23 protein-coding genes and 1 pseudogene are annotated in these 22,658 nt (G+C 61.1%); 7 read left to right on the top strand and 17 right to left on the bottom strand.

The features are described from left to right. Positions 1-43: 43 nt before the first annotated feature. From recG to exbB, 5 genes are all read right to left on the bottom strand, one after another. Complete coding sequence (recG, locus tag ACTJKS_RS03770) at positions 44-2,119, bottom strand: ATP-dependent DNA helicase RecG (RefSeq protein ID WP_108184208.1); 2,076 nt, start codon at positions 2,117-2,119, stop codon at positions 44-46. 9 nt (positions 2,120-2,128) lie between these two features. Further along, positions 2,129-3,058 (bottom strand): hydrogen peroxide-inducible genes activator, encoded by a 930-nt coding sequence (locus ACTJKS_RS03765; RefSeq protein ID WP_007962352.1) that lies wholly within the window; start codon positions 3,056-3,058, stop codon positions 2,129-2,131. A gap of 210 nt (positions 3,059-3,268) precedes the next feature. Beyond that, positions 3,269-4,018 carry a TonB family protein gene (locus ACTJKS_RS03760; protein WP_108184207.1) on the bottom strand — a complete coding sequence of 250 codons (750 nt, stop codon included), beginning with the start codon at positions 4,016-4,018 and terminating at the stop codon, positions 3,269-3,271. Beyond that, complete coding sequence (gene exbD / locus ACTJKS_RS03755) at positions 4,015-4,443, bottom strand: TonB system transport protein ExbD (RefSeq protein ID WP_041071566.1); 429 nt, start codon at positions 4,441-4,443, stop codon at positions 4,015-4,017. The genes ACTJKS_RS03760 and exbD overlap by 4 nt, the downstream gene beginning before the upstream one ends. A 6-nt stretch (positions 4,444-4,449) precedes the next feature. Beyond that, positions 4,450-5,406, bottom strand: a complete 957-nt coding sequence (exbB, locus tag ACTJKS_RS03750; protein ID WP_108184206.1) for a tonB-system energizer ExbB — start codon at positions 5,404-5,406, stop codon at positions 4,450-4,452. Positions 5,407-5,594: 188 nt separating this feature from the next. Between exbB and ACTJKS_RS03745 the strand changes: the two genes are divergently transcribed. Beyond that, positions 5,595-6,452, top strand: coding sequence for an SDR family oxidoreductase (locus ACTJKS_RS03745; protein WP_108184205.1), 858 nt, complete (start codon positions 5,595-5,597; stop codon positions 6,450-6,452). Between the two features lie 132 nt (positions 6,453-6,584). On the opposite strand, the gene ACTJKS_RS03740 is transcribed toward ACTJKS_RS03745, so the two are convergent. From ACTJKS_RS03740 to ACTJKS_RS03715, 6 genes are all read right to left on the bottom strand, one after another. Further along, positions 6,585-7,325 (bottom strand): hypothetical protein, encoded by a 741-nt coding sequence (locus ACTJKS_RS03740; protein ID WP_027610405.1) that lies wholly within the window; start codon positions 7,323-7,325, stop codon positions 6,585-6,587. 73 nt (positions 7,326-7,398) lie between these two features. Beyond that, positions 7,399-7,779, bottom strand: a complete 381-nt coding sequence (locus tag ACTJKS_RS03735) for a RidA family protein (RefSeq protein WP_003229509.1) — start codon at positions 7,777-7,779, stop codon at positions 7,399-7,401. Between the two features lie 24 nt (positions 7,780-7,803). Next, positions 7,804-9,909, bottom strand: coding sequence for a bifunctional GTP diphosphokinase/guanosine-3',5'-bis pyrophosphate 3'-pyrophosphohydrolase (gene spoT / locus ACTJKS_RS03730; protein WP_041071922.1), 2,106 nt, complete (start codon positions 9,907-9,909; stop codon positions 7,804-7,806). Between the two features lie 57 nt (positions 9,910-9,966). Continuing rightward, positions 9,967-10,230, bottom strand: coding sequence for a DNA-directed RNA polymerase subunit omega (gene rpoZ, locus ACTJKS_RS03725; RefSeq protein ID WP_008030604.1), 264 nt, complete (start codon positions 10,228-10,230; stop codon positions 9,967-9,969). 167 nt (positions 10,231-10,397) lie between these two features. Continuing rightward, the gene (gene gmk, locus ACTJKS_RS03720) at positions 10,398-11,018 is read right to left on the bottom strand and encodes a guanylate kinase (RefSeq protein WP_041071927.1); all 621 of its coding nucleotides are present in this window, start codon (positions 11,016-11,018) and stop codon (positions 10,398-10,400) included. Positions 11,019-11,028: 10 nt separating this feature from the next. Continuing rightward, on the bottom strand, positions 11,029-11,892 hold the full coding sequence (locus ACTJKS_RS03715; RefSeq protein ID WP_108184203.1) for a YicC/YloC family endoribonuclease: 864 nt from the start codon (positions 11,890-11,892) through the stop codon (positions 11,029-11,031). Positions 11,893-12,162: 270 nt separating this feature from the next. On the opposite strand from ACTJKS_RS03715, the gene rph reads away from it, so the two are divergent. Beyond that, a complete protein-coding gene (gene rph / locus ACTJKS_RS03710) occupies positions 12,163-12,885 on the top strand; it encodes a ribonuclease PH (RefSeq protein WP_027610407.1) in 723 nt (240 codons plus the stop codon). A 29-nt stretch (positions 12,886-12,914) separates the two neighbouring features. After that, on the top strand, positions 12,915-13,283 hold the full coding sequence (locus ACTJKS_RS03705) for a DUF4870 domain-containing protein (RefSeq protein ID WP_003229492.1): 369 nt from the start codon (positions 12,915-12,917) through the stop codon (positions 13,281-13,283). 82 nt (positions 13,284-13,365) lie between these two features. Here ACTJKS_RS03705 and ACTJKS_RS03700 read toward each other — a convergent pair whose 3' ends face one another. Continuing rightward, complete coding sequence (locus tag ACTJKS_RS03700; RefSeq protein WP_007920349.1) at positions 13,366-14,145, bottom strand: exodeoxyribonuclease III; 780 nt, start codon at positions 14,143-14,145, stop codon at positions 13,366-13,368. Positions 14,146-14,227: 82 nt separating this feature from the next. Here ACTJKS_RS03700 and pyrE point away from each other — a divergent pair, with 82 nt between their 5' ends. Further along, positions 14,228-14,872, top strand: a complete 645-nt coding sequence (gene pyrE, locus ACTJKS_RS03695; RefSeq protein ID WP_041071932.1) for an orotate phosphoribosyltransferase — start codon at positions 14,228-14,230, stop codon at positions 14,870-14,872. A gap of 125 nt (positions 14,873-14,997) precedes the next feature. On the opposite strand, the gene argB is transcribed toward pyrE, so the two are convergent. From argB to coaBC, 4 genes and pseudogenes are all read right to left on the bottom strand, one after another. Then, positions 14,998-15,903 carry an acetylglutamate kinase gene (gene argB / locus ACTJKS_RS03690; RefSeq protein ID WP_003229488.1) on the bottom strand — a complete coding sequence of 302 codons (906 nt, stop codon included), beginning with the start codon at positions 15,901-15,903 and terminating at the stop codon, positions 14,998-15,000. Positions 15,904-15,920: 17 nt separating this feature from the next. Next, positions 15,921-17,297, bottom strand: a pseudogene (locus tag ACTJKS_RS03685) (phosphomannomutase/phosphoglucomutase); the annotation flags it as partial. A gap of 323 nt (positions 17,298-17,620) precedes the next feature. Beyond that, complete coding sequence (gene dut / locus ACTJKS_RS03680; RefSeq protein WP_003229483.1) at positions 17,621-18,076, bottom strand: dUTP diphosphatase; 456 nt, start codon at positions 18,074-18,076, stop codon at positions 17,621-17,623. A 5-nt stretch (positions 18,077-18,081) separates the two neighbouring features. Then, positions 18,082-19,290 carry a bifunctional phosphopantothenoylcysteine decarboxylase/phosphopantothenate--cysteine ligase CoaBC gene (coaBC, locus tag ACTJKS_RS03675; RefSeq protein ID WP_108184201.1) on the bottom strand — a complete coding sequence of 403 codons (1,209 nt, stop codon included), beginning with the start codon at positions 19,288-19,290 and terminating at the stop codon, positions 18,082-18,084. Positions 19,291-19,423: 133 nt separating this feature from the next. Here coaBC and radC point away from each other — a divergent pair, with 133 nt between their 5' ends. Beyond that, positions 19,424-20,098, top strand: coding sequence for a RadC family protein (radC, locus tag ACTJKS_RS03670; protein ID WP_041071940.1), 675 nt, complete (start codon positions 19,424-19,426; stop codon positions 20,096-20,098). A gap of 70 nt (positions 20,099-20,168) precedes the next feature. On the opposite strand, the gene ACTJKS_RS03665 is transcribed toward radC, so the two are convergent. Further along, a complete protein-coding gene (locus tag ACTJKS_RS03665) occupies positions 20,169-21,755 on the bottom strand; it encodes an ABC transporter substrate-binding protein (protein ID WP_262948683.1) in 1,587 nt (528 codons plus the stop codon). Between the two features lie 447 nt (positions 21,756-22,202). On the opposite strand from ACTJKS_RS03665, the gene rpmB reads away from it, so the two are divergent. Both rpmB and rpmG read left to right on the top strand, forming a co-directional pair. Further along, positions 22,203-22,436 carry a 50S ribosomal protein L28 gene (rpmB, locus tag ACTJKS_RS03660; protein WP_003229474.1) on the top strand — a complete coding sequence of 78 codons (234 nt, stop codon included), beginning with the start codon at positions 22,203-22,205 and terminating at the stop codon, positions 22,434-22,436. 11 nt (positions 22,437-22,447) lie between these two features. Then, complete coding sequence (rpmG, locus tag ACTJKS_RS03655) at positions 22,448-22,603, top strand: 50S ribosomal protein L33 (protein WP_003177274.1); 156 nt, start codon at positions 22,448-22,450, stop codon at positions 22,601-22,603. The last annotated feature ends 55 nt before the right edge of the window (positions 22,604-22,658 follow it).

Genomic DNA, 22,658 nt, shown 5'->3' with positions numbered 1-22,658 from the left:
AACCAGCTCTGTCGGAACGATCCTTCACAAACTGCGACGGTGCTCACACTTGGCCGTATTGCTGCCCATGACGCAGCCAGCGGTCGAGCAATGGGCTGACGTGGGTTGGCCAGCGTTCCAGCAGCGCTTGCGCGGCATCGCGCACGGCGGGCAGCAAGTCGGCGTCGCGCATCAGGTCGGCGACTTTGAATTGCAGCAGGCCGGTCTGACGGGTGCCGAGCATTTCGCCGGGGCCGCGCAGTTCGAGGTCTTTTTCAGCGATGACGAAACCGTCGTTGGTCTCGCGCATGATGCCCAGGCGCTGGCGGCCGATCTGTGACAGCGGCGGATGGTAGAGCAGCACGCAATGGCTGACCGCGCTGCCCCGGCCGACGCGACCGCGCAACTGGTGCAGTTGCGCGAGGCCGAGACGCTCGGGGTTTTCGATGATCATCAGGCTGGCGTTGGGCACGTCGACGCCGACTTCGATCACGGTGGTGGCAACCAGCAGTTGCAGATTGCCGGCCTTGAATTCAGCCATGACTGCCGCTTTTTCCGCTGGTTTCATGCGCCCATGGATCAGCCCAACCTTGAGCTCACCGAGGGCGGCGGTGAGGTCTTCGAACGTGGTTTCGGCGGCCTGACAGGTCAGCTCTTCCGACTCTTCGATCAGCGTGCACACCCAATAGGCCTGACGCCCTTCGGCGCAGGCGCTGCGCACCCGTTCGATGACTTCGACGCGGCGGGTGTCGGTGACCAGCACGGTGTTGACCGGGGTGCGACCGGGCGGCAGTTCGTCGAGGATCGAGGTGTCGAGGTCGGCGTAGGCGCTCATCGCTAGGGTGCGTGGAATCGGCGTGGCGGTCATGATCAGTTGGTGCGGGCACATGCGCCCGCCGACGCCTTTCTGCCGCAATGCCAAGCGTTGCTGCACGCCGAAGCGGTGTTGTTCGTCGATGATCACCAACGCGAGGTTCTTGAACTGCACTTCGTCCTGGAACAGCGCGTGGGTGCCGACCACCATCGGCGTGCCGCTGGCGATCTGTTCCAGTGCGCTGGCGCGGTTCTTGCCCTTGAGCTTGCCGGCCAGCCACGCGACGTCGATGCCCAGCGGTTCGAGCCAGCGCTTGAAGGTGATGAAGTGTTGCTCGGCGAGGATCTCGGTCGGCGCCATCAGTGCGACCTGATAACCGGCCTCCAGCGCTTGCAGTGCCGCGAGGGCGGCGACCACGGTTTTGCCCGCGCCAACATCGCCCTGAATCAGTCGCAGCATCGGTTCGTGCTGGCTGAGGTCGTAGGCGATTTCGTTGCCCACGCGTTGTTGCGCGCCGGTCGGATTAAAGCCGAGGTTGGCCAGGTATTTCGCCGGCAGCTTCGTAGCCTTTGGCATCGCTGGCGCGCGTAACGAACGCAGGCTTTCGCGCAGACGCTGCTGCGACAGTTGATGGGTCAGCAGTTCTTCGAAAGCCAGCCGATGCTGCGCCCAGTGATGACCGAGGGCGAGCTCATCGACATCGGCGTCGGCGGGCGGGTTGTGCAGGTAGCGTATCGCATCGGCCAGCGGCGCCAGTTGGTAGTCGCGGGCCAGTTCGGTCGGCAGCCAGTCGGGCAGGGTGTTCGGCTTGAGCAGGGTCAGGGTCTGCATGCACAACTGGCGCAGGCGCTGTTGGGTCAGGCCTTCGGTGAGCGGGTAGACCGGGGTCAGGGTTTCATCCACGGGCGGCGGTTCGTCACCGGTGATGGCGCGGTATTCCGGGTGGTAGATTTCCAGCCCCGAAGCGCCGGGCCGTACTTCGCCGTAGCAGCGAATCCGTGTGCCGCGCTTGAGGCCTTCTTTCTGCGCGTTGCTGAAATGGTAGAAGCGCAGACTCAGCCCGCCAGTGCCGTCCTGCATGCGCACGACGAGGCTGCGGCGCCGGCCCATGACCACGTCGGCACCGCTGACGGTGCCTTCGACCACCGCGTCCTGGCCCGGGCGCAAGTGGCCGATCGGCACCACGCGGGTGCGATCCTGATAACGCAGCGGCAGGTGAAACAGCACGTCCTGGAGATTCTCCAGGCCGACCTTGGCCAGTTTCTCGGCCATGGCTTCGCCGACACCCTTGAGTGCCGTCACCGACACTTGCGACAGCTCGGTCATGACCCTGGCTTAACCGGCCGTGACCGGCGCGGCGGGCTTGGCCACCGAGCACAGGCGAACGGAGTCGGCGAGGATCTCGATGGCTTTCGGCCGTGGGAAGCTGGCGCGCCAGGCGATGGCGACGGTGCGGAATGGCACCGGCGCCGACAGCGGCCGCACTTCGATCACGCCTGGGGCGTAGTGATGGCTGTCCACCGCCGACAGCGGCAGGATCGAGATCCCCAGACCGGACGCGACCATGTGGCGGATGGTCTCCAGCGAGCTGGATTCCACCGTGGTGTGCTTGGCGCCGTCGTTGCCCTTGGTCAGGGTCGGGCAGGCTTCCAGCACCTGATCGCGGAAGCAGTGGCCTTCGCCGAGCAGCAGCAGGCTCTTGTCGTTGAGCAGGCCCGGGTCGATGGATTCTTTTTGCGTCCACGGGTGCTGGGCCGGCATCAGGACGTAGAACGGCTCGTCGTACAGCGGCAGGGTCAGTACGTCGGCTTCGTTGAACGGCAGTGCGATGATGATTGCATCGAGCTCGCCGTTGCGCAGTTTGTCGCGCAGCACGTGGGTGAAGTTTTCTTCGATGTACAACGGCATCTGCGGGGCGACCCGGTGCAGTTGTGGAATCAGGTGCGGGAACAGGTACGGCCCGACGGTGTAGATCGCACCGACTTTCAGCGGCGCGGTCAGCTGGTTCTTGCCGGCCTGGGCCAGTTCACGGATGCCTTGCGCTTGCTCCAGCACCTTTTGCGCTTGGGCGACGATGCCTTCGCCAACCGGAGTCAGGCGCACGGCGCTTTTGCTGCGCTCGAAAATCAGCACACCGAGTTCGTCTTCAAGTTTTTTCACGCCCACCGACAGGGTTGGCTGGCTGACGTGGCAACGCTCGGCGGCGTGGCCGAAGTGCTGCTCTTGGGCGAGGGTAACGATGTAGCGTAATTCTGTGAGGGTCATAGCGAGCGTCCATGAAGTTGCGGGCCAAGCATAACGGCTGCAATCGATAGACGCACGTTATCAGACTGAGTGAGGAATGCGACACCGGGCAATGTGAGTTTGCCGTTTATGGATGAGCTGAAAAACAAAAGATCGCAGCCTTCGGCAGCTCCTACAGGGGGCGAATACCTGTAGGAGCTGCCGAAGGCTGCGATCTTTTGATCTTGCTACTTAACGACGACGGTCCAGCGAGTACACAAACGGCGCCACAATTTCGATCGAGCCGTTGTTCAGCATATCGGCCGGCGGCTTGGGCAGCGGTTGCGCGCGACGGATCATTTCCAGGGTGGCCCGATCCAGGTCGGCGTTGCCCGAGCGGCCCACCAGTTCGAATGACAGCACGTTGCCTTCAGCGTCGACCACAAAGCGCAAACGGTTCACGCCTTCCTTGCCGCGAGCCTGTGCGCTGGCCGGGTACTTCTTGTATTTGCCCAAGTGCGCGAGCAGGGTGCCTTGCCAACTGGCCTTGGCGGCCATTTGTGCCGGCGACGGGCCCGGTGCGGGCTGGGCGGATTTCTCCGTCGGCGCCTGAGTCGGTTGGGTGTCAGCCGGTTTTTCCTCGGCCGGTTTTTCCTTCACCGGCTCCGGTTTCTTTTCGACGGGCTTGGGCGGCTGCGGTTTCGGCTTTGGCTTGGGTTTGGGCTTCGGTACGGCAATCTCGGCCTTGGGTGCTTCAGCCAGTTTCGGGATCGGCAACTCTTCGACCGGAGCTGGTGGCTGCGGCGGTGTGACGACTTTCGGCGGAGCAGGCGGTGGCTGGGTCGGAACCGGTGCCAGCTCGACCATCATTGCCTGCGGCGGCAGTTCGATGGGCGGGCGGGCGGTCCAGTTCAGCGCCAGCGCGATGGCCAGCGCGTGAACGCCCAGCACCACGGCCAGGCTACCGCTGTAACGCGTCAGCTTATGGCGCGTCGTGATCATTTCTTGGCTGCGCTCTCAAGGCCCACCAGACCGACCTTCAGGTAACCGGCCGAGCGCAATTTATCCATCACGCTCATCAGGTCGCCGTAGTCCACACCCTTGTCGGCCTGGAAGAAGATGGTGGTGTCTTTTTTGCCCTGGGTCTTGGCGTCGAGCGTTGCGCCGAGGGTATCGGCGTTGACTTCGTCGTCGCCGATGTAAAGGCGCTGATCGGCTTTTACGCTGAGGAACACCGGTTTCTCCGGGCGCGGTGCCGGTTTGGCGGTCGACGCCGGCAGGTCGACCTTGATGTCCACAGTGGCCAGTGGCGCGGCCACCATGAAGATGATCAACAGCACCAGCATCACGTCGATGAACGGCGTGACGTTGATTTCGTGGTTCTCGGCCAGATCGTCGTCTGCGCCTTCTTTCAAATGCAGGCCCATGGCCGATTACCCCACTTTCACCATGTGTGGTTGCGAGCTGCTGCGCTCAGGCTGGTGATCGAGGTCACGGCTGACCAGCAACAGGACCTGCGCCGAAGCGTCGGACACCTGCGCCTTGTAGCCGGCGATGGAGCGGGCGAACACGTTGTAGATCACCACCGCAGGAATCGCAGCAACCAGACCCAGAGCAGTGGCCAGCAGCGCTTCGGCGATGCCCGGCGCCACGACGGCAAGGTTGGTGGTCTGGGTCTTGGCGATGCCGATGAAGCTGTTCATGATGCCCCACACGGTGCCGAACAGGCCGACGAACGGCGCGGTGGAACCGATGGTGGCGAGGACGCCGGTGCCGCTGCTCATGTTGCGGCCACAGGCGGCGACCAGGCGCTCAAGGCGGAAGCTGACGCGCTCCTTGATGCCTTCCTTCTCGCGGCTGTTGACCGACAGGCGCATCTCTTCGAGGGCGTCGTGCACCAGCAGGTTGGCGAGGGTGCCTTCCTTCGCCGCAGTGGCGCTGGCTTCCTTGAGGGTCGCGGCTTTTTTCAGAGCCGCGATTTCACCACGCAGACGCCGCTTGGCGCCCATCAGCTCGAAGCCTTTGGCGATCCAGATGGTCCAGGTGATGATGGAAGCGATGGCCAGACCGATCATCACGATTTTCACGATGATGTCGGCGTTCTGGTACATGCCCCATGGCGACAGGTCGTGGGCCATGCCCAAGGTGTTGTCGGGTTCGAGCACTTCAGGAGCGTCTGCCGGAGCGGCGTCTACTGCCTGCACCGGATCGGTGGTGGCTGGCGCGGCTGCAGTTGGTGCGTGCTGTTCGGTGGCAGCCGGAGCGGTTGGCGCTTGTGCGTCGGCGAAAGCGGCGGTCGGTGCCAGCATCAGGCTGAGCAGCAGGGCCGCCACTGCGCTGAAGGCGCGAGGTCGTTTGGTTGGCGAAGCGGGGTTTTGATTACGTGTCATGCTGGCCGGACCTGAAGTAGAAAAACGGTGATGCTCTTCCAGGCCTCGTGAGGCCGAGAACAAAAGTGGGGTGCATTATTGCAAGTAATTCTTGTTAACAAAAGTAATAGAGTTTCTTTTTTTCCTTCATTGCTAGCCGTTCGTCCTTTGCGAGGGCTAGTCTGTTCCTTTCTTTCGGGAGTTTTTTGATGTCCGCGCCCTCTGTTTTGATTGCCGGTTGTGGTGATGTCGGCAGTCGTCTGGCTACGCAATTGTTGGCCGCCGGCTGGGAGGTGCAGGGTCTGCGCCGTGATGTGTCGCGTTTGCCGGACGGCGTCATTGGCGTCGCTGGTGATTTGTTCAAGGAAGATTGCCCGGAAAACTGGCCATTCGGGGCGGTGGACTATCTGGTGTATTGCGCGGCGGCGACCGATCACGATGAAGCCGGTTATCGTGCGGCTTACGTGCAGGGTTTGCAGAATGTACTGAGTTGGCTGGACGACTACGGGCAGACGCCTGATCGGCTACTGTTCGTTTCCAGCAGCAGTGTGTACGGGCAGCAGGAAGGGGAGTGGGTCGACGAACATTCAGCGACCGTCGCCAGCGGCTATTCCGGGCGAGTGATGCTTGAGGCTGAGCAAGTGGCGCTGAACAGCGGCATCCCGGCGAGCATTGTGCGCCTGACCGGCATTTACGGCCCGGGACGTGAATGGCTGTTGACCCAGGTGCGTCGCGGTTATCGAGTGGCGGTCGAGCCGCCGCTGTACGGCAATCGCATCCATGCTGATGACGCGGCGGGGCTGATGGCGTTTCTGCTGCAGGCGGCTCATCAGGGCAAGCCGTTGCAGGATATCTATATTGGTGTGGACGATGCGCCGGCACCGTTGGCCGAAGTGGTCGCCTGGCTGCGGGAGTATCTGGGGGTTACCGAATGGGCTGACGACGCCAGCGTACGCCGCACTGGCAGTAAACGCTGCAGCAATGCTCGTGCGAAGGCGCTGGGCTGGATGCCGAAATATCCGAGTTACCGCGAAGGTTATGCGGCGATTCTTGAAGGCAAGTGCTGACCTTCTAACGCCACAAACCACTGTGGGAGCGGGCTTGCCCGCGATGGCGNCAGTCAACTAAAGTGTTGAGTCTGATGGCCTCATCGCGGGCAAGCCCGCTCCCACAGGGTTATGTGTTGCTCTCAGGCGCGGTTACTGCTTCTCAAGCAACCACTTGCGCTCACCCGGGGTGAACTGCGGCATTTCATCCGCCAGTGCGGTATTCACTGCCTGGAAAATTTCCAGCGCCTTGCCTTTGCGGGCAAAGATCCAGTTGTTGCCCTGGCCGTTGAGCTGCAGCCACATGCTGTCGTGGTCGCTGTTCATCGAGGCGCAGTCGCCTGCCAGGCACAGCGCATAACGGTCGGCGCCGGGCAGGCCGGACACCTGGCCGTCGGCCTGGAATTGCACGGTGTTGCCTTCGCCGTCGCCGCTGGCAATCTTCCAGCTGCCGCCCAGGTAAGCCGAATACAGTGCGCGTTCGAAGCTGGCACCGATTGGCGCGCCTTCCGGTACGGGGATTTGTGCGCGGTCGAACAACTGGTCGGGTTCGTTCTCGGTGGCGGCTTGTTTCATCCGGCCGCCGTCGCGTTTCAGCTCGCTGCCGGAGCTGCCATAGAAGTCGACTTTCCAGGCGCCGGACTGTTCGCCCTGCAGCCGTCCTTCGACGTTCTCGAAACCGTTGGTGTAGCGGGCCTGACCGGCCTTGGTGTTGACGTCCCACTCCAGGTTCGGGCCATAGGCCTGAAGCGCTTCGCGCAGGGGGCCGCCCTTGGCAGCGGCATCGATCGCCACCTGGTTGATCCAGGTGCCGCTGATGTCACGGTCGGCGGGGTCGCTGGCACAGCCGCCGAGGAAAATGGCGAGCAGCGAGAGAGCAAGCGCTTTGCGCATGGTGGAATCCTTTCAAAACCTTTTCTTTACCGCAGAGCAGTCGGCGCAGCGGTTGAAGGCTGCGCCGTGTGCATTACTCGATGACGAGGATGGCATCCATTTCGACTTGCGAACCCTTCGGCAGGGCTGCAACGCCGATGGCGGCGCGGGCCGGATAAGGCTGGTCGAAGTATTTGCCCATGATTTCGTTGACCTTGGCGAAGTGGCTCAGGTCGGTGAGGAAGATGTTCAGCTTGACGATGTCCTTGAACGAACCACCGGCAGCTTCAGCTACGGCTTTGAGGTTCTCGAACACCTGGACGGTCTGGGCTTCGAAGCCTTCAACCAGCTCCATGGTCTTTGGGTCCAGAGGAATCTGGCCCGACATGTAGACAGTGTTGCCGGCCTTGATCGCCTGGGAGTAAGTACCGATGGCGGCCGGGGCCTTGTCGCTGGTGATAACAGTCTTGGTCATGTATGACTCCTTGTTAGGTGTGAATTAGGCACGCATGCGGGTGATGCGGATGACCCCGGTCAGGGCGCGCAGTTTCTTGATCACGCGGGCCAGGTGCACACGGTCGTGGACGCTGACCACCAGTTGGACGACGCTGATGCGGCCATCGCGCTCGTCCATGCTGATTTTCTCGATATTGCCGTCGGCCGCGTTGACACTGCTGGCCAGCAGGGCGATCAGGCCGCGCTGGTGCTCCAACTCGACGCGCAGCTCGACGTTGAATTCGCCGGTGACATCCTTGGCCCACGAGAGCTGGATGCATTTTTCCGGGTTGTGCCGGATTTCGCTGATGTTGCGGCAGTTGTCCAGGTGCACGACCATGCCTTTGCCCGCCGACAGGTGGCCGACAATCGGGTCGCCCGGGATCGGCGTGCAGCACTTGGCGTAGCTCAGCACCAGCCCTTCGGTGCCGCGAATCGCCAGCGGCCCTTCCGGACTCGGCAGCTGCTCGCCTTCGCCGAGCAGACGGCGCGCCACGACATAGGCCATGCGGTTGCCCAGGCCGATGTCTTCGAGCAAATCTTCGATCAGTTCCAGACGATATTCGGCGAGCATTGCCTTGACGCGCTCGGCCGGGATCTTCTCCAGCGCGCTGTCGAAACCGTTGAGCACTTTGTTCAGCAGGCGTTCACCGAGGCTGATCGACTCGGAGCGGCGCTGCAGTTTCAGCGCATGACGGATGTGCGTGCGTGCCTTGCCGGTGACCACGAAGTTGAGCCACGCCGGGTTCGGCCGTGCGCCGGGCGCGCTGACGATCTCGACCGTGGAGCCGCTTTGCAGCGGTTCGGACAGCGGTGCGAGGCGGCGGTTGATCCGGCAGGCAATGCAGCTGTTGCCGACATCGGTGTGTACCGCGTAGGCAAAGTCGACCGCCGTGGAGCCTTTGGGCAGCTCCATGATCCGGCCTTTGGGCGTGAACACGTAGACCTCGTCCGGGAACAGGTCGATCTTCACGCTCTCGATGAATTCCAGCGAGTTGCCGGCACGTTGCTGCATTTCCAGCACGCCTTTGACCCACTGACGGGCGCGGGCGTGAGTGCCTTTCGGCTGCTCGTCACCGCTGGATTTGTACAGCCAGTGGGCGGCAATGCCGTTGTTGGCCATCTCTTCCATTTCGCGGGTACGGATCTGGATCTCGATCGGTACGCCGTGCATGCCAAACAGCGTGGTGTGCAGCGACTGATAGCCGTTGGCCTTGGGAATCGCGATGTAATCCTTGAAGCGCCCCGGCAACGGCTTGTACAAATTATGCACGGCACCCAGCACGCGGTAGCAGGTATCGACCTTGTCGACGATGATCCGGAACGCATAGACGTCCATGATCTCGTTGAAGGCCCGACGCTTGCCGCGCATTTTCTTGTAGATGCCGTAGAGGTGTTTCTGGCGTCCGCTGACTTCGCCCTGGATGCCGTCGATGGCGAGGCAATGGCCAAGGGATTCTTCGATCTTGTTGACGATTTCCTTGCGGTTGCCCCGGGCGCGTTTGACCGCCTGGTAAATCCGCGCGGAACGCATCGGGTGCATCGCCTTGAAGCCGAGGTCTTCGAACTCGATACGAATCGCGTGCATGCCCAGCCGGTTGGCGATGGGCGCGTAGATTTCGAGGGTTTCCTTGGCGATGCGGCGGCGTTTTTCCCCGGACAACACCTCCAGCGTGCGCATGTTGTGCAGGCGGTCGGCGAGTTTGACCAGGATCACGCGAATGTCGCGTGCCATGGCCATGGCCATTTTCTGGAAGTTCTCGGCCTGGGCTTCGGCCTTGGTCTCGAAGTTCATCTGGGTCAGTTTGCTGACCCCGTCGACCAGTTCGGCCACGGTTTCACCGAACTGCGCTTGCAGCGCTTCTTTGGCGATACCGGTGTCTTCGATCACGTCATGCAGCATCGCCGCCATCAGGCTCTGATGGTCCATGTGCATGTCGGCAAGAATATTCGCCACCGCAAGCGGATGCGTGACGTACGCCTCGCCGCTGCGACGGCGCTGACCGTCATGGGCTTGTTCGGCGTAGAAATACGCTCGGCGGACCAGGTTGACCTGGTCGTTGCCGAGGTAGGTCGATAAGCGATCGGCGAGGGCGTCTATGCTCGGCATGATGACTCCTGCCGTAGGCTGTGTTCCCGCGCCGTGCTACGTCGACCAGGCATAGGCTTAGACGGCCTCGTTGGACTCGTCCTCGAAAGCAGCGAAGAGCGGTTCATCCTGGACGATTTCCTGCTCGGCGATGAACTCGTAGCTCATCAGGCCTTCAGCGATTTCACGCAGGGCGACAACGGTCGGCTTGTCGTTTTCCCACTGGACCAGTGGCTCTTTGCCGCCGGTGGCCAGTTGACGGGCACGCTTGGTAGAGAGCATGACCAGCTCAAAGCGGTTTTCCACGTGTTCTAGGCAGTCTTCAACGGTTACGCGGGCCATGGTATTCCTCGGAGCGAATGCAATATGCGCGCTGCCCGGTTGGGCGAGCGGACTCAACAGTTTAAAAAATCACCAGCGATTAGGGAAGCGCTGATTTTTTGACCAGACCCTTCAACGCGCTGCAGGCACCAATGTAAAGCGCTTGCAGCGGTTTTGGGAAGTGCTGATTAACCCAGCAATTCAGCCAGCAATCTGCCGAAACGCACTTGCTGGCGCTTCTGCTGCAGCTGATTGGCACGGAAAATCGCTTTCAGATCGTCCAGCGCGTGGGCGAAATCATCGTTGATGATCAAGTAATCGTATTCGACGTAGTGGCTCATCTCGCTGACCGCTTCGCGCATCCGGCCGTCGATGATCTCGTCGCTGTCCTGGCCACGGTTGGTCAGGCGCTGGTGCAGGGCCTGCAGCGACGGCGGCAGGATGAAGATCGAGCGGGCTTGCGGCATCAACTTGCGGACCTGCTCGGCGCCTTGCCAGTCGATCTCCAGAATCAGGTCGTGGCCTTCGTCCAGCGTCTGCTGCAGACGGCTTTGCGAGGTGCCGTAGAAGTTGCCGAAGACTTCGGCGCGTTCGAGGAAGTCGCCGTGCTCGCCCATCTTCACGAACTCTTCGCGGGTCACGAAGTGATAGTTCACGCCATCCACTTCGCCCGGGCGCATGGCGCGGGTGGTGTGGGAAATCGAGACGCGGATTTCCGGGTTGGTGTCGGTCAACGCCTTGACCAGGCTGCTCTTGCCCGCGCCCGAAGGGGCGGAAATGATGTACAGGGTGCCGGTGTGGTGGGTCATGTCTGTAGCCTTACTCAATATTCTGCACTTGTTCGCGCATCTGCTCGATCAACACCTTGAGGTTGACGGCGGCCTGGGTGCTGCGCGGGTCGAAGGCCTTGGAGCCCAGTGTGTTGGCTTCGCGGTTGAGTTCCTGCATCAGGAAGTCGAGGCGCCGGCCAGCAGCACCGCCGGACTTGAGCACTCGGCGGACTTCAATGATGTGGGTGCTCAGACGATCCAGTTCTTCGGCCACATCGCTCTTTTGCGCGAGCATGACCATCTCCTGTTCCAGACGCTGCGGATCCAGTTCGGCCTTCATGTCGGCGAAGCGGTCGAGGACTTTCTGGCGCTGGGTCGCGAGCATCTGCGGCACCAGTTCACGCAGGGTCACGACGTCTTCTTCTATGGAAGTCAGGCGCTCGTTGATCAGGCGTGCCAGCTCCGCGCCTTCGCGCTCGCGGCCGGCCTTGAGTTCCTTGAGACCTTGATTGAACAACGCCAGCGCATCGGCATTCAGCGCCTGTGGATCAGTCGCGTCGGCCACCAGTACGCCGGGCCAGGCCAGCACTTCCAGCGGGTTGAGTGCTGCCGGGTTCTTGATCAGGCCGGCAACGGTTTCGGCGGCGGCGACCAATTGCGCGGCGCGCTCGCGGTCGACCTGCAACGGCTTGCCGGTGCTTTCTTCGGTGAAGCGCAGGGTGCATTCCAGTTTGCCCCGCGACAGGCCCTGACGCAGGGCTTCACGCACTGAGCCCTCGAGGTCGCGGAACGACTCCGGAAGACGCAGGTGCGGTTCCAGATAGCGGCTGTTGACCGAGCGCAGTTCCCAGCTCAGGGTGCCCTGGGCGCCGGCTTTCTCAACGCGGGCGAAGGCGGTCATGCTGTGCACCATGGCGGTGACCTCGCAATGCAGATCGGCGCAGAAGGGATGTTCCGCAGGCTCGATATCAATGAATTTAAGCCGACTGGCAGCAAAGGCGCAGGATTGTAGCGCAGTGCGGCGGATGCGCCCAAACACACGGTGTGACAAAGGGCTGCAGGCCGTCGGTTATGTGCGTTTCAGGGCTCTGGGTCGACGGCCGGAATTTTTAACCCGTGCCCAGGCGCGGTGCAGCGCTCTATAATGCTCGGCAGTTTTCCGTCCCCAGTACAGGTATTCCCTATGAAACGTCCAAGTGGTCGCGCTGCCGATCAGCTCCGCTCGATCCGCATTACCCGCAACTACACCAAACACGCCGAGGGATCCGTACTGGTCGAATTCGGTGATACCAAGGTCATCTGCACTGTCAGCGTCGAAAACGGCGTGCCGCGTTTCCTCAAGGGCCAGGGCCAGGGCTGGTTGACCGCCGAGTACGGCATGCTGCCGCGTGCCACTGGCGAGCGTAACCAGCGTGAAGCGAGCCGTGGCAAGCAGGGCGGTCGCACCCTGGAAATCCAGCGCCTGATCGGCCGCTCCCTGCGCGCTGCGCTGGACATGTCCAAGCTGGGCGACGTGACCCTGTACGTCGACTGCGACGTGATTCAGGCTGACGGCGGCACCCGCACCGCCTCCATCACTGGCGCCATGGTGGCCCTGGTTGATGCACTGAAAGTGATCAAGAAGCGTGGCGGCCTCAAGGGCGGCGACCCGCTCAAGCAAATGATCGGCGCGGTGTCGGTCGGCATGTATCAGGGTGAGCCGGTGCTGGATCTGGACTATCTTGAAGATTCCGCCGCCGAGACCGACCTCAACGTGGTGATGACCAGCACCGGTGGCTTCATCGAAGTCCAGGGCACCGCCGAAGGCGCGCCGTTCCAGCCTGAAGATCTGAATGCCATGCTGGAACTGGCCAAGAAAGGCATGAACGAAATCTTCGAACTGCAAAAGGCTGCACTGGCCGACTGAGCAGGTTCGCAACCCGCAAGGATGACGCGATGAGTGACGAGCAAGAGTTGCTGCCAAAACCGAGCCAGGAGGTTCGCCAATGGGCGATGTTTTGTCACTTGTCCGCCTTGCTGGGGATCTGGATTCCGTTCGGCAACCTGATCGGGCCGCTGATTCTGTGGCAGATGAAGCGCGAAACTGATCCGTTCATCGACGCTCAGGGCAAAGAGGCACTGAATTTCCAGATCACCGTGGCGATTGCTGCCGCGATCTGTCTGCTTTTGATGGTGCTGATCATCGGCTTCTTCTTGCTGGGCCTGCTGGCCATCGGCGCGCTGGTGTTGACGATCATTGCCGGGGTGAAGGCGAACGAAGGGTTCCCCTACCGTTATCCGTTCACCTGGCGGTTGATCAAATAACGATCAGCACAAATGACCTGTAATCAGCGCGCACAAAAAAGCCGACAGCGATGTCGGCTTTTTTGCATCCACAAATCGACGCTTAGATGGTCAGCGTCCAGTCGTAGTCGACGATCAGCGGCGCGTGCTGCGAGAACCGTGGCTGCCGCGGCAGGCGTGCACTGCGCACGAAGCGTCGCAGGCCCGGGGTCAGGATCTGGTAGTCGAAACGCCAGCCCAGATTCAGCATCTCGGCCTGTTCGTTGTCCGGCCACCAGCTGTACTGATCGCCTTCGCGGCTGACTTCGCGCAGGGCATCGACGTAACCCATGTTGCCGACAATCTCGTCCATCCAGGCGCGTTCTGGCGCCAGGAAGCCCGGGGATTGCTGGCTGTCGCGCCAGTTCTTGATGTCGAGCTTCTGCTGCGCCACGTACAGCGAGCCACAATAAATGTACTCGCGACGTTTACGCCGCTGCTTGTCCAGGTACTTGCCGAAGTCGTCCATGAGCTTGAACTTCTGGTTCAAGTCCTCATCGCCGTTCATCCCCGAAGGAAGCAGCAAGGTGGCAATACTGACTTTGTCGAAATCTGCTTGCAGGTAGCGCCCGTAGCGGTCGGCCGTCTCGAAACCGAGACCGCTGATGACAGCCTTCGGTTGCAACCGCGAATACAAAGCCACGCCACCTTGGGCAGGGACTTCAGCATCGCAGGCATAAAGGAAGTAGCCATCCAGTTGGAAGGCTGGGTCGTCCAGTTCAAAGGCGGAGGCACGGGTGTCCTGCAGACAGATGACGTCGGCATTCTGAGCTTGCAGCCAACTGAGCAAACCACGCTCGACTGCCGCCTGAATACCATTGACGTTCACACTGATGATCCGCATAAATGGCCCCAAAAATCGCGTGAGTGTATGATACACGGCGTCAAGCTAATTAGCTAAATCCGTGGTATTTGGGGTTTTTTTCATGCAAGCGTATCAGCGCGATTTCATTCGTTTTGCCATCGATCGCGGCGTTTTGCGCTTCGGTGAGTTCACCCTGAAGTCCGGGCGCACCAGTCCTTACTTCTTCAACGCCGGCCTGTTCAACACGGGCTCGGCCCTGGCGCAGCTGGGGCGTTTCTACGCGGCAGCCATCGCCGAAAGCGGCATTTCTTTCGACGTCCTGTTTGGCCCGGCCTACAAAGGCATCCCGCTGGCGGCAACCACTGCCGTCGCGCTGGCCGAGCATCACGACCGCGACCTGCCGTGGTGCTTCAACCGCAAGGAAGCCAAGGCCCACGGCGAAGGCGGCAGTCTGGTCGGCGCACCGCTGACCGGCGACGTGCTGATCATCGACGACGTGATCACCGCCGGCACCGCGATCCGTGAAGTGATGCAAATCATCGCGTCCCAGGACGGCGCCAAGGCCGCTGGCGTGCTGATCGCCCTGAACCGTCAGGAGCGTGGCAACGGCGAGTTGTCGGCAATCCAGGAAGTCGAGCGTGATTTCGGTATTCCGGTGATCAGCATCGTTTCGCTGAACCAGGTGCTGGAATTCCTCGCTGACGATCCGCAGCTCAAGCAGCATCTGCCAGCCGTGGAAGCGTACCGCGCCCAGTTCGGCGTCTGATGCGCTGCCCTTGTAGGAGCTGCCGAAGGCTGCGATCTTTNCTTCGGCAGCTCCTACAGGGATTGCAGGCAAAAAAAGACCCCGCTCAGTCAGGCTGAGCGGGGTCTTTTGGTTTCCGCGACGCCTTACGGACGCTTGCGATTGCTGATCAGCGTGCCCACACCGGTATCGGTGAAGATTTCCAGCAGGATCGCGTTCGGTACGCGACCGTCGATGATCAGCGAGCTGCCGACACCGCCCTGAACTGCTTCCAGTGCACAACGGATCTTTGGCAGCATGCCGCCGTAGATGGTGCCGTCGGCGATCAGGTCGTCGACCTGCTGGGTGCTCAGGCCGGTCAACACGGTGCCCGACTTGTCCATCAAGCCGGCGATGTTGGTCAGCAGCATCAGCTTCTCGGCTTTCAGCGCCTCGGCGACCTTGCCGGCCACCAGATCAGCGTTGATGTTGTACGACTCGCCGTTCTCACCGACGCCGATTGGCGCGATCACCGGAATGAAGTTGCCTTTGACCAGCAGATTCAACAGTTCAGTGTTGATCCCGACCACTTCACCGACCTGACCGATGTCGATGATTTCCGGCTGGGTCATCTCCGGGGTCTGGCGGGTGACGGTCAGTTTCTTCGCCCGAATCAGTCCGGCGTCTTTACCGGTCAGGCCGATGGCGCTGCCACCGTGGCGGTTGATCAGGTTGACGATGCTTTTATTGACCTGGCCGCCGAGGACCATTTCCACCACGTCCATGGTCGCCGCGTCGGTGACGCGCATGCCATCGACAAAGTGGCTTTCGATCGACAGGCGTTTGAGCAGATCACCGATCTGCGGGCCGCCGCCGTGAACCACCACTGGGTTGATGCCCACGGCTTTCATCAAGACGATGTCGCGGGCGAAGCCGGTTTTCAGCTCCTCGCTTTCCATCGCGTTGCCGCCGTATTTGATCACCAGAGTCTTGCCGACATAACGTCGGATGTAAGGCAACGCTTCGGACAGGACCTGGGCGGTGTGGGCGGCGGCTTCGCGTTCGAGGGTCATTCAGGGCTCCGGGTGAATCAGAACGGTAGTTGGAGATCAGGTGCAACGCGTTTCAGTTGGGTGTGGAACACCGCCTTGATACGCGCAAGTTCTGCCTCGTCATCGGCCTCGAAACGCAGCACCAGCACCGGTGTGGTGTTGGAGGCGCGCACCAGGCCCCAGCCTTTGGCGTAATCGACTCGCACGCCGTCGATGGTGGTCAGGTCGGCGCCTGGGCCCCACTGTGCGTCGTGCAGTGCATCAATGATGCTGAATTTGCTCTCTTCGGTCACATGGATATTGATTTCCGGCGTAGAAATATCGTTCGGGAAGGTCGCAAACAGCTCTTCGGCGGTGGATTTTTCCTTGCTGAGGATCTCCAGCAGGCGTGCGGCGCTGTAGATGCCGTCATCGAAACCGAACCAGCGCTCCTTGAAGAAGATGTGTCCGCTCATTTCACCGGCCAATAGAGCACCGGATTGTTTCATTTTCTTTTTGATCAACGAATGACCGGTCTTCCACATTAGCGGGCGACCACCGTATTCCTTGATCAGTGGCACCAGGCGGCGGGTGCATTTGACGTCGAAGATGATTTCCGCATCGGGATTGCGCGCCACCACGTCGCGGGCAAACAGCATCAGCAGGCGATCCGGGTAGACGATGCTGCCGGTATTGGTCACCACGCCGACACGGTCGCCGTCGCCGTCGAAGGCCAGGCCGAGATCGGCGTTGGTTTCCTTGACCTTGGCGATCAGGTCGACGAGGTTCTCGGGCTTGCCCGGGTCCGGGTGGTGGTTGGGGAAGTTGCCGTCGACTTCGCAGAACAGCGGGATGACTTCGCAGTTCAGCGCTTCGATCAGTTGCGGGGCGATCACGCCGGCCGCACCGTTGCCGCAGTCGACCACGACTTTCAGGCGGCGGGCCAGTTTGACGTCCTGGACGATTTCGGTGGTGTAGCGGTCAAGGATTTCGACTTGAGTGACGCTGCCTTGACCGCTGGTCAGGTCATTGGTCTTGATGCGCTCGTGCAGCACCTGGATCTGCTCGTTGGCGAGGGTGTCGCCGGCGATCACGATCTTGAAGCCGTTGTAGTTCGACGGGTTGTGGCTACCGGTGAGCATTACGCCAGACTTGCCGGCCAGCACGTTGGCCGCGTAGTACAGCGCCGGGGTCGGAACCAGGCCAACGTCGCTGACATGGCAGCCGCTCTCGGCGATACCGCGGATCAGTTCGGCAACCAGCTCCGGGCCGGACAGGCGCCCGTCGCGGCCGACCGACACGTTCGGTTCACCCTGGGCCAGGCTCTGCGAGCCGATGGCGCGGCCAATCCAGTACGCGGTTTCGGCATTGAGGAATTCCGGCACGGTGCCGCGAATGTCATAGGCGCGGAAGATGCTGTCAGGTAGCTTCGGGGCGATCTTGGCTGGGGTGCTCATCTGCACAAATGCTCCATCTCGAAAAGGGCGGGACAGACCGACGATTCACTCGGCGGCAGGCTCAAACTGAAGGGTATGACGGCGTTTTCCACAGAGAGTTCGTGGTGTGAAAGGGCCATGACGCCTCGGCTGGCGTGGCTTTCGGCCGGCAAAACCTTGATTTTCGGTGCTAAACCTTCCGTGTGAATCTGCACAAATTCCCCCTGTAGGAGCTGCCGCAGGCTGCGATCTTTTGATCTTGCTCTTGAAAAACAAAGTCAAAAGATCGCAGCCTGCGGCAGCTCCTACAGGGAGACATTCGGTTATTTGGTGCCGGTATGACCGAAGCCGCCCGCGCCGCGCTCGGTTTCGACGAACTCTTCCACCATTTCGAAGTGCGCCTGTACTACCGGCACCAGCACCAGCTGCGCCAGACGCTCGCCGACGGTCATGGTGAAGTCGCTCTGGCCACGGTTCCAGCAGGAGACCATCAGCGGGCCCTGGTAATCCGAGTCGATCAGGCCGACGAGGTTGCCCAGCACGATGCCGTGCTTGTGGCCCATCCCCGAGCGCGGCAGGATCAGCGCGGCGAGGTTCGGGTCGCCGATGTAGACCGACAGGCCGGTAGGGATCAGCACGGTTTCACCCGGCTTGATCACGATGTCCTGCTCCAGCATGGCGCGCAGGTCGAGGCCGGCGGAGCCCGGGGTGGCGTATTGTGGCAGCGGGAATTCGGTACCGATGCGGGGGTCGAGGATCTTGGCTTGCAAAGCGTGCATGTAAATTAAACCTGGTTCAGACGTTCGGCGATAAAAGTGACCAGTTGGCGAGCGATCTTGCCCTTGCTGGTCTGGGCGAAAACGGTGGCGTGAAGCTCACGGTCGATCACGCTGCAGGCGTTTTCTTCGCTGTTGAACCCGATGCTCGGATTGGCCACGTCGTTGGCGACGATCAAATCGAGATTCTTGTCTTTCAGCTTGCGTGCAGCGTAGTCGAGCAGGTGTTCGGTCTCGGCGGCAAAGCCGACACTGAACGGACGGTCGGGACGGGTCGCGATGGTGGCCAGGATGTCCGGGTTACGCACCATTTGCAGGACGAAGCCGTCGCCGCTTGTAGGGTCTTTCTTGAGTTTTTGCGGGGCAACGACTTCCGGACGGTAGTCCGCCACCGCTGCCGAGGCGATGAACACATCACACGGGATGGCGGATTCGCAGGCCGCGAGCATGTCGCGGGCACTGACCACGTCGATGCGGGTGACGCGATCCGGCGTTGGCAGGTGCACCGGGCCGCTGATCAGGGTCACGCGGGCGCCGGCTTCCACCGCGGCTTCGGCCAGAGCAAAGCCCATTTTCCCGGAACTGTGGTTGGTGATGTAGCGCACCGGGTCGATGTTTTCCTGAGTCGGGCCGGCGGTGATCACCACGTGTTTGCCGGTCAGTGCCTGACGCTGGAAGCAGTCCGCCGCACACTGCGCCAGATCGGTGGCTTCCATCATCCGGCCCATGCCGACGTCACCGCAGGCCTGGCTGCCGGAGGCCGGGCCGAAGGTCTTCAGGCCACGGCTTTCAAGAAGTTGCAGGTTGGCCTGGGTCGCCGGATCGCGCCACATGGCCTGGTTCATTGCCGGCGCGATCGCCACTACGGCGTCGGTAGCAAGAACCAGCGTGGTCAGCAAATCGTTGGCGATGCCCTGGGCCAGACGGGCGATCAGGTCGGCGGTAGCCGGGGCGATCAATACCAGATCGGCCCACTTGGCCAGCTCGATGTGGCCCATCGCCGCTTCGGCAGCCGGGTCGAGCAAGTCGAGGTGAACCGGGTGCCCCGACAGGGCCTGCATGGTCAGCGGGGTGATGAACTCGGCGCCGCCATGGGTCATGACCACGCGCACTTCGGCACCCTGGTCGATCAGGCGACGAACCAGATCGGCGCTCTTGTAGGCTGCAATGCCGCCGCCGACGCCCAGAACGATGCGTTTCCGATACAGCCGCTGCATAGGTCTGCCTTTCATTTCGTGGTTGATACGTGGCGAAACCCCCTCCCCAGGGTGAATTCGCCCGCAAAAAAGATGGGCTACGATATCACAGCGACCGCTACGGAACAGCGGCGCCCACAGACAAGGAAGGTGTATGAGTATTCGCGATTGGCCGGCGGCGGAGCGGCCGCGAGAAAGGTTGTTGGAACAGGGCCCTGCGAGCCTTTCAGACGCCGAGTTGCTGGCGATTTTTTTGCGTACGGGAGTCGCTGGAAAAAGCGCAGTGGACCTGGCGCGACACTTGTTGAATCAGTTCGGCAGCCTGCGTTTGTTGCTTGAGGCCGATCAGGAAGCATTCAGCAAACAGTTGGGGCTGGGGCCCGCAAAGTTTGCGCAGTTGCAGGCTGCCCAAGAAATGAACCGCCGGTATCTGGCCGAGCGCTCACGTAGAGAGCCGGCACTGGAGAATCCACAGGCTGTTCGGGATTACCTCAAATCCATGCTGCGCCATGAGCCCCACGAGGTGTTTGGCTGCCTGTTTCTTGATTCCAAGCATCAAGTGCTGACGTTCGAGGCGCTGTTTCGCGGCTCGATCGACAATACCAGTGTGCATCCCCGGGAAGTGGTGAAGCGCTCATTGGCCAACAATGCGGCGGCGGTGATTCTCTGCCACAACCACCCATCGGGGAACAGCGATCCGAGCCAGGCGGATCGGCAACTGACCAAGCGTCTGCAGAAGGCTCTGGATCTGATTGATGTACGGGTGCTGGATCACTTCATCATTGGCGACGGCGAGCCGCTGTCGATGGCGGAATGTGGCTGGATGTAGCCGGCCTACCCCCTGTAGGAGCTGCCGGAGGCNTCCGGCAGCTCCTACAGGGGGATTGTGCTGTGGTGGGTTATTTGAGGTTGACCTTGGAGTAGTCTTGGCGGCCAAACGGGCTCACCGAGTAACCCTGCACATCCTTGCGCGTCAGCGCATAAGCGGTCGGGTGTGCCAGCGGCAACCACAGCGCCTGCTGCTGAATCTGCGCCTGCGCCTGTTCATACAGTTTGGTGCGCACGCCTTGCTCGCTGGTGGTTTTGCCGGCGCTGATCAGCTTGTCCAGGTCGGCATTGCAGTAGCGGGCGAAGTTGGTGCCGGACTTCACTGCTGCGCAGGAAAACTGCGGCGTGAGGAAGTTGTCCGGATCACCGTTGTCGCCGGCCCAGCCCATGAACAGCAGGTCATGCTCGCCAGCCTTGGCGCGGCGAATCAGTTCGCCCCACTCGATCACGCGGATTTCCGCCTGAATGCCGATCTCTGCCAGGTCCGATTGCAGCAACTGCGCGCCCAGACTCGGGTTCGGGTTGAGCAGGCTGCCGGACGGACGCGTCCAGATGGTGGTCTGGAAGCCGTCCTTGAGTCCGGCCTTGGCCAGCAGCGCCTTGGCTTTGGCCACGTCGTGCGGATAGCCCGGCAGGTTCTTGGCGTAGCTCCAGGTGTTCGGCGGGTAAGGGCCGTTGGCCGGTTCCGCGGTGTCTTCGAATACGGCTTTGACGTAGTTGGCCTTGTCAAAGGCGAGGTTGATCGCCTGACGTACTTCCGGCTTGTCCAGCGGTGGATGCTGGCTGTTGATGCCGACGAAAGCGGTCATGTACGCGTCAGTCTTTTCCACTTTCAGCGTCGGCTCTTCCTGCGCAGACTTCACGTCCAGCGGTTTTGGCGACAGAGCGATCTGGCACTCGTTGCGCCGCAGTTTTTGCAGGCGCACGTTGGCGTCAGGGGTGATGGCGAAGATCAGCGGATCGACCGCAGGCTTGCCGCCGAAATAGTCCGGGTTGGCCTTGTAGCGCACCGAGGCGTCTTTCTGGAAGCGCGTGAACACGAACGGGCCGGTACCGATCGGTTGGCTGTTGAGCTTGTCGGTGGCGTCGGCCTTGAGCAGCTTGTCCGCATATTCGGCGGAATAGATGGAGGCGAAGCCCATGCTCAGTGTCGCGAGGAACGTCGAATCCGGGTGGTCAAGGGTAAAGCGCACGGTCAGCGGGTCGAGTGCGTCGATCTTCTTGATCAGCGTCGGCAACTGCATGGACTGGGCGTGCGGGAAGCCGCTTTGCGCCACTTTGTGCCATGGGTTGGCCGGGTCGAGCATGCGGTCGAAGCTGAACTTGACGTCTTCGGCGCTCAGGGTGCGGGTCGGCTTGAAATAGTCAGTGCTGTGAAACTTCACCTGCGGGTGCAGCTTGAATACGTAACTCAGGCCATCGGGGCTGACTTCCCAGCTGTCGGCCAGGCTTGGCACGACTTTGCCGCTGGCGGTGTCGAAGTCCACCAGGCGGTTCATCAGTACGTCGGCCGAGGCATTGGTGGTGGTCAGCGAGTTGTATTGCACCACGTCGAACCCTTCAGGGCTGGCCTCGGTGCACACACTCAGGGCGGCAGCCTGGGCCAATGGGCTCAGCAGAAGCGGGGCGAGCAACAGGGGTAGGGCAGCGAGGCGCATGGTCGGCTTCCTTTACAGATCGAAGGCCCATCTGCAGGTGCAGTCTGGAAAAGGGTTACCCTAGAGGGCTGGATTCCAAATGACTATCCCCTTTTTGCATTTTTCGGGCCGGGACAGTGGTGTTTTTCAGACCACGGTGCGCGAGGAAAAGTCGGGAACCTCTTTTACAGCGGTTTTCTGCGACGAGTGGTCAAAACGCGCCTCAGCCTTTATCCAAAGCGTCCGCAGCCGGAAAATGCGCGTTTTTACCGGTCGATTGCACATCCATTGTTGTTGCACCCCGGTCTTTCTGGTATAAAGCAGCGCTCTTTTCTAGGGGCCCGGTTCCTTCACTGTAGGTGTAGCCGGTAAGACCTCTAAAGAAACGCGGCGCCTGGCGCCAAATGACTGAGAGATTAAGCGGCCAACCCATGCCGGGTTGGGCATGTGGTTTTAGAGGGCTGAGGCATGTCGAGAGTATGTCAAGTTACCGGTAAGGGTCCGGTAACCGGGAATAACATTTCCCACGCAAACAACAAAACCCGTCGTCGTTTCCTGCCGAACCTGCAGCATCACCGCTTCTGGGTTGAAGAAGAGAAACGTTTCGTACGCCTGCGCGTTTCCGCCAAAGGCATGCGTATCATCGACAAGCGTGGCATCAGCGTTGTGCTGGCCGAGCTGCGTCGCGACGGCAAGATTTAAGGGAGCTAATCATGCGTGAATTGATTCGTTTGATTTCGAGCGCCGGTACTGGTCACTTCTACACTACCGACAAGAACAAGCGTACTACCCCGGACAAAATCGAGATCAAGAAATATGATCCGGTTGTTCGCAAGCACGTGATCTACAAGGAAGGCAAAATCAAGTAATTGATTTTTCCCGACTTACGAAAAAGGCCCGTATCTCACGATACGGGCCTTTTTT

Source organism: Pseudomonas sp. 22189, assembly GCF_052045635.1.
In the GTDB taxonomy this organism is placed as follows: domain Bacteria; phylum Pseudomonadota; class Gammaproteobacteria; order Pseudomonadales; family Pseudomonadaceae; genus Aquipseudomonas; species Aquipseudomonas parakoreensis.
This window is presented reverse-complemented; position numbering and strand designations above follow the sequence as displayed.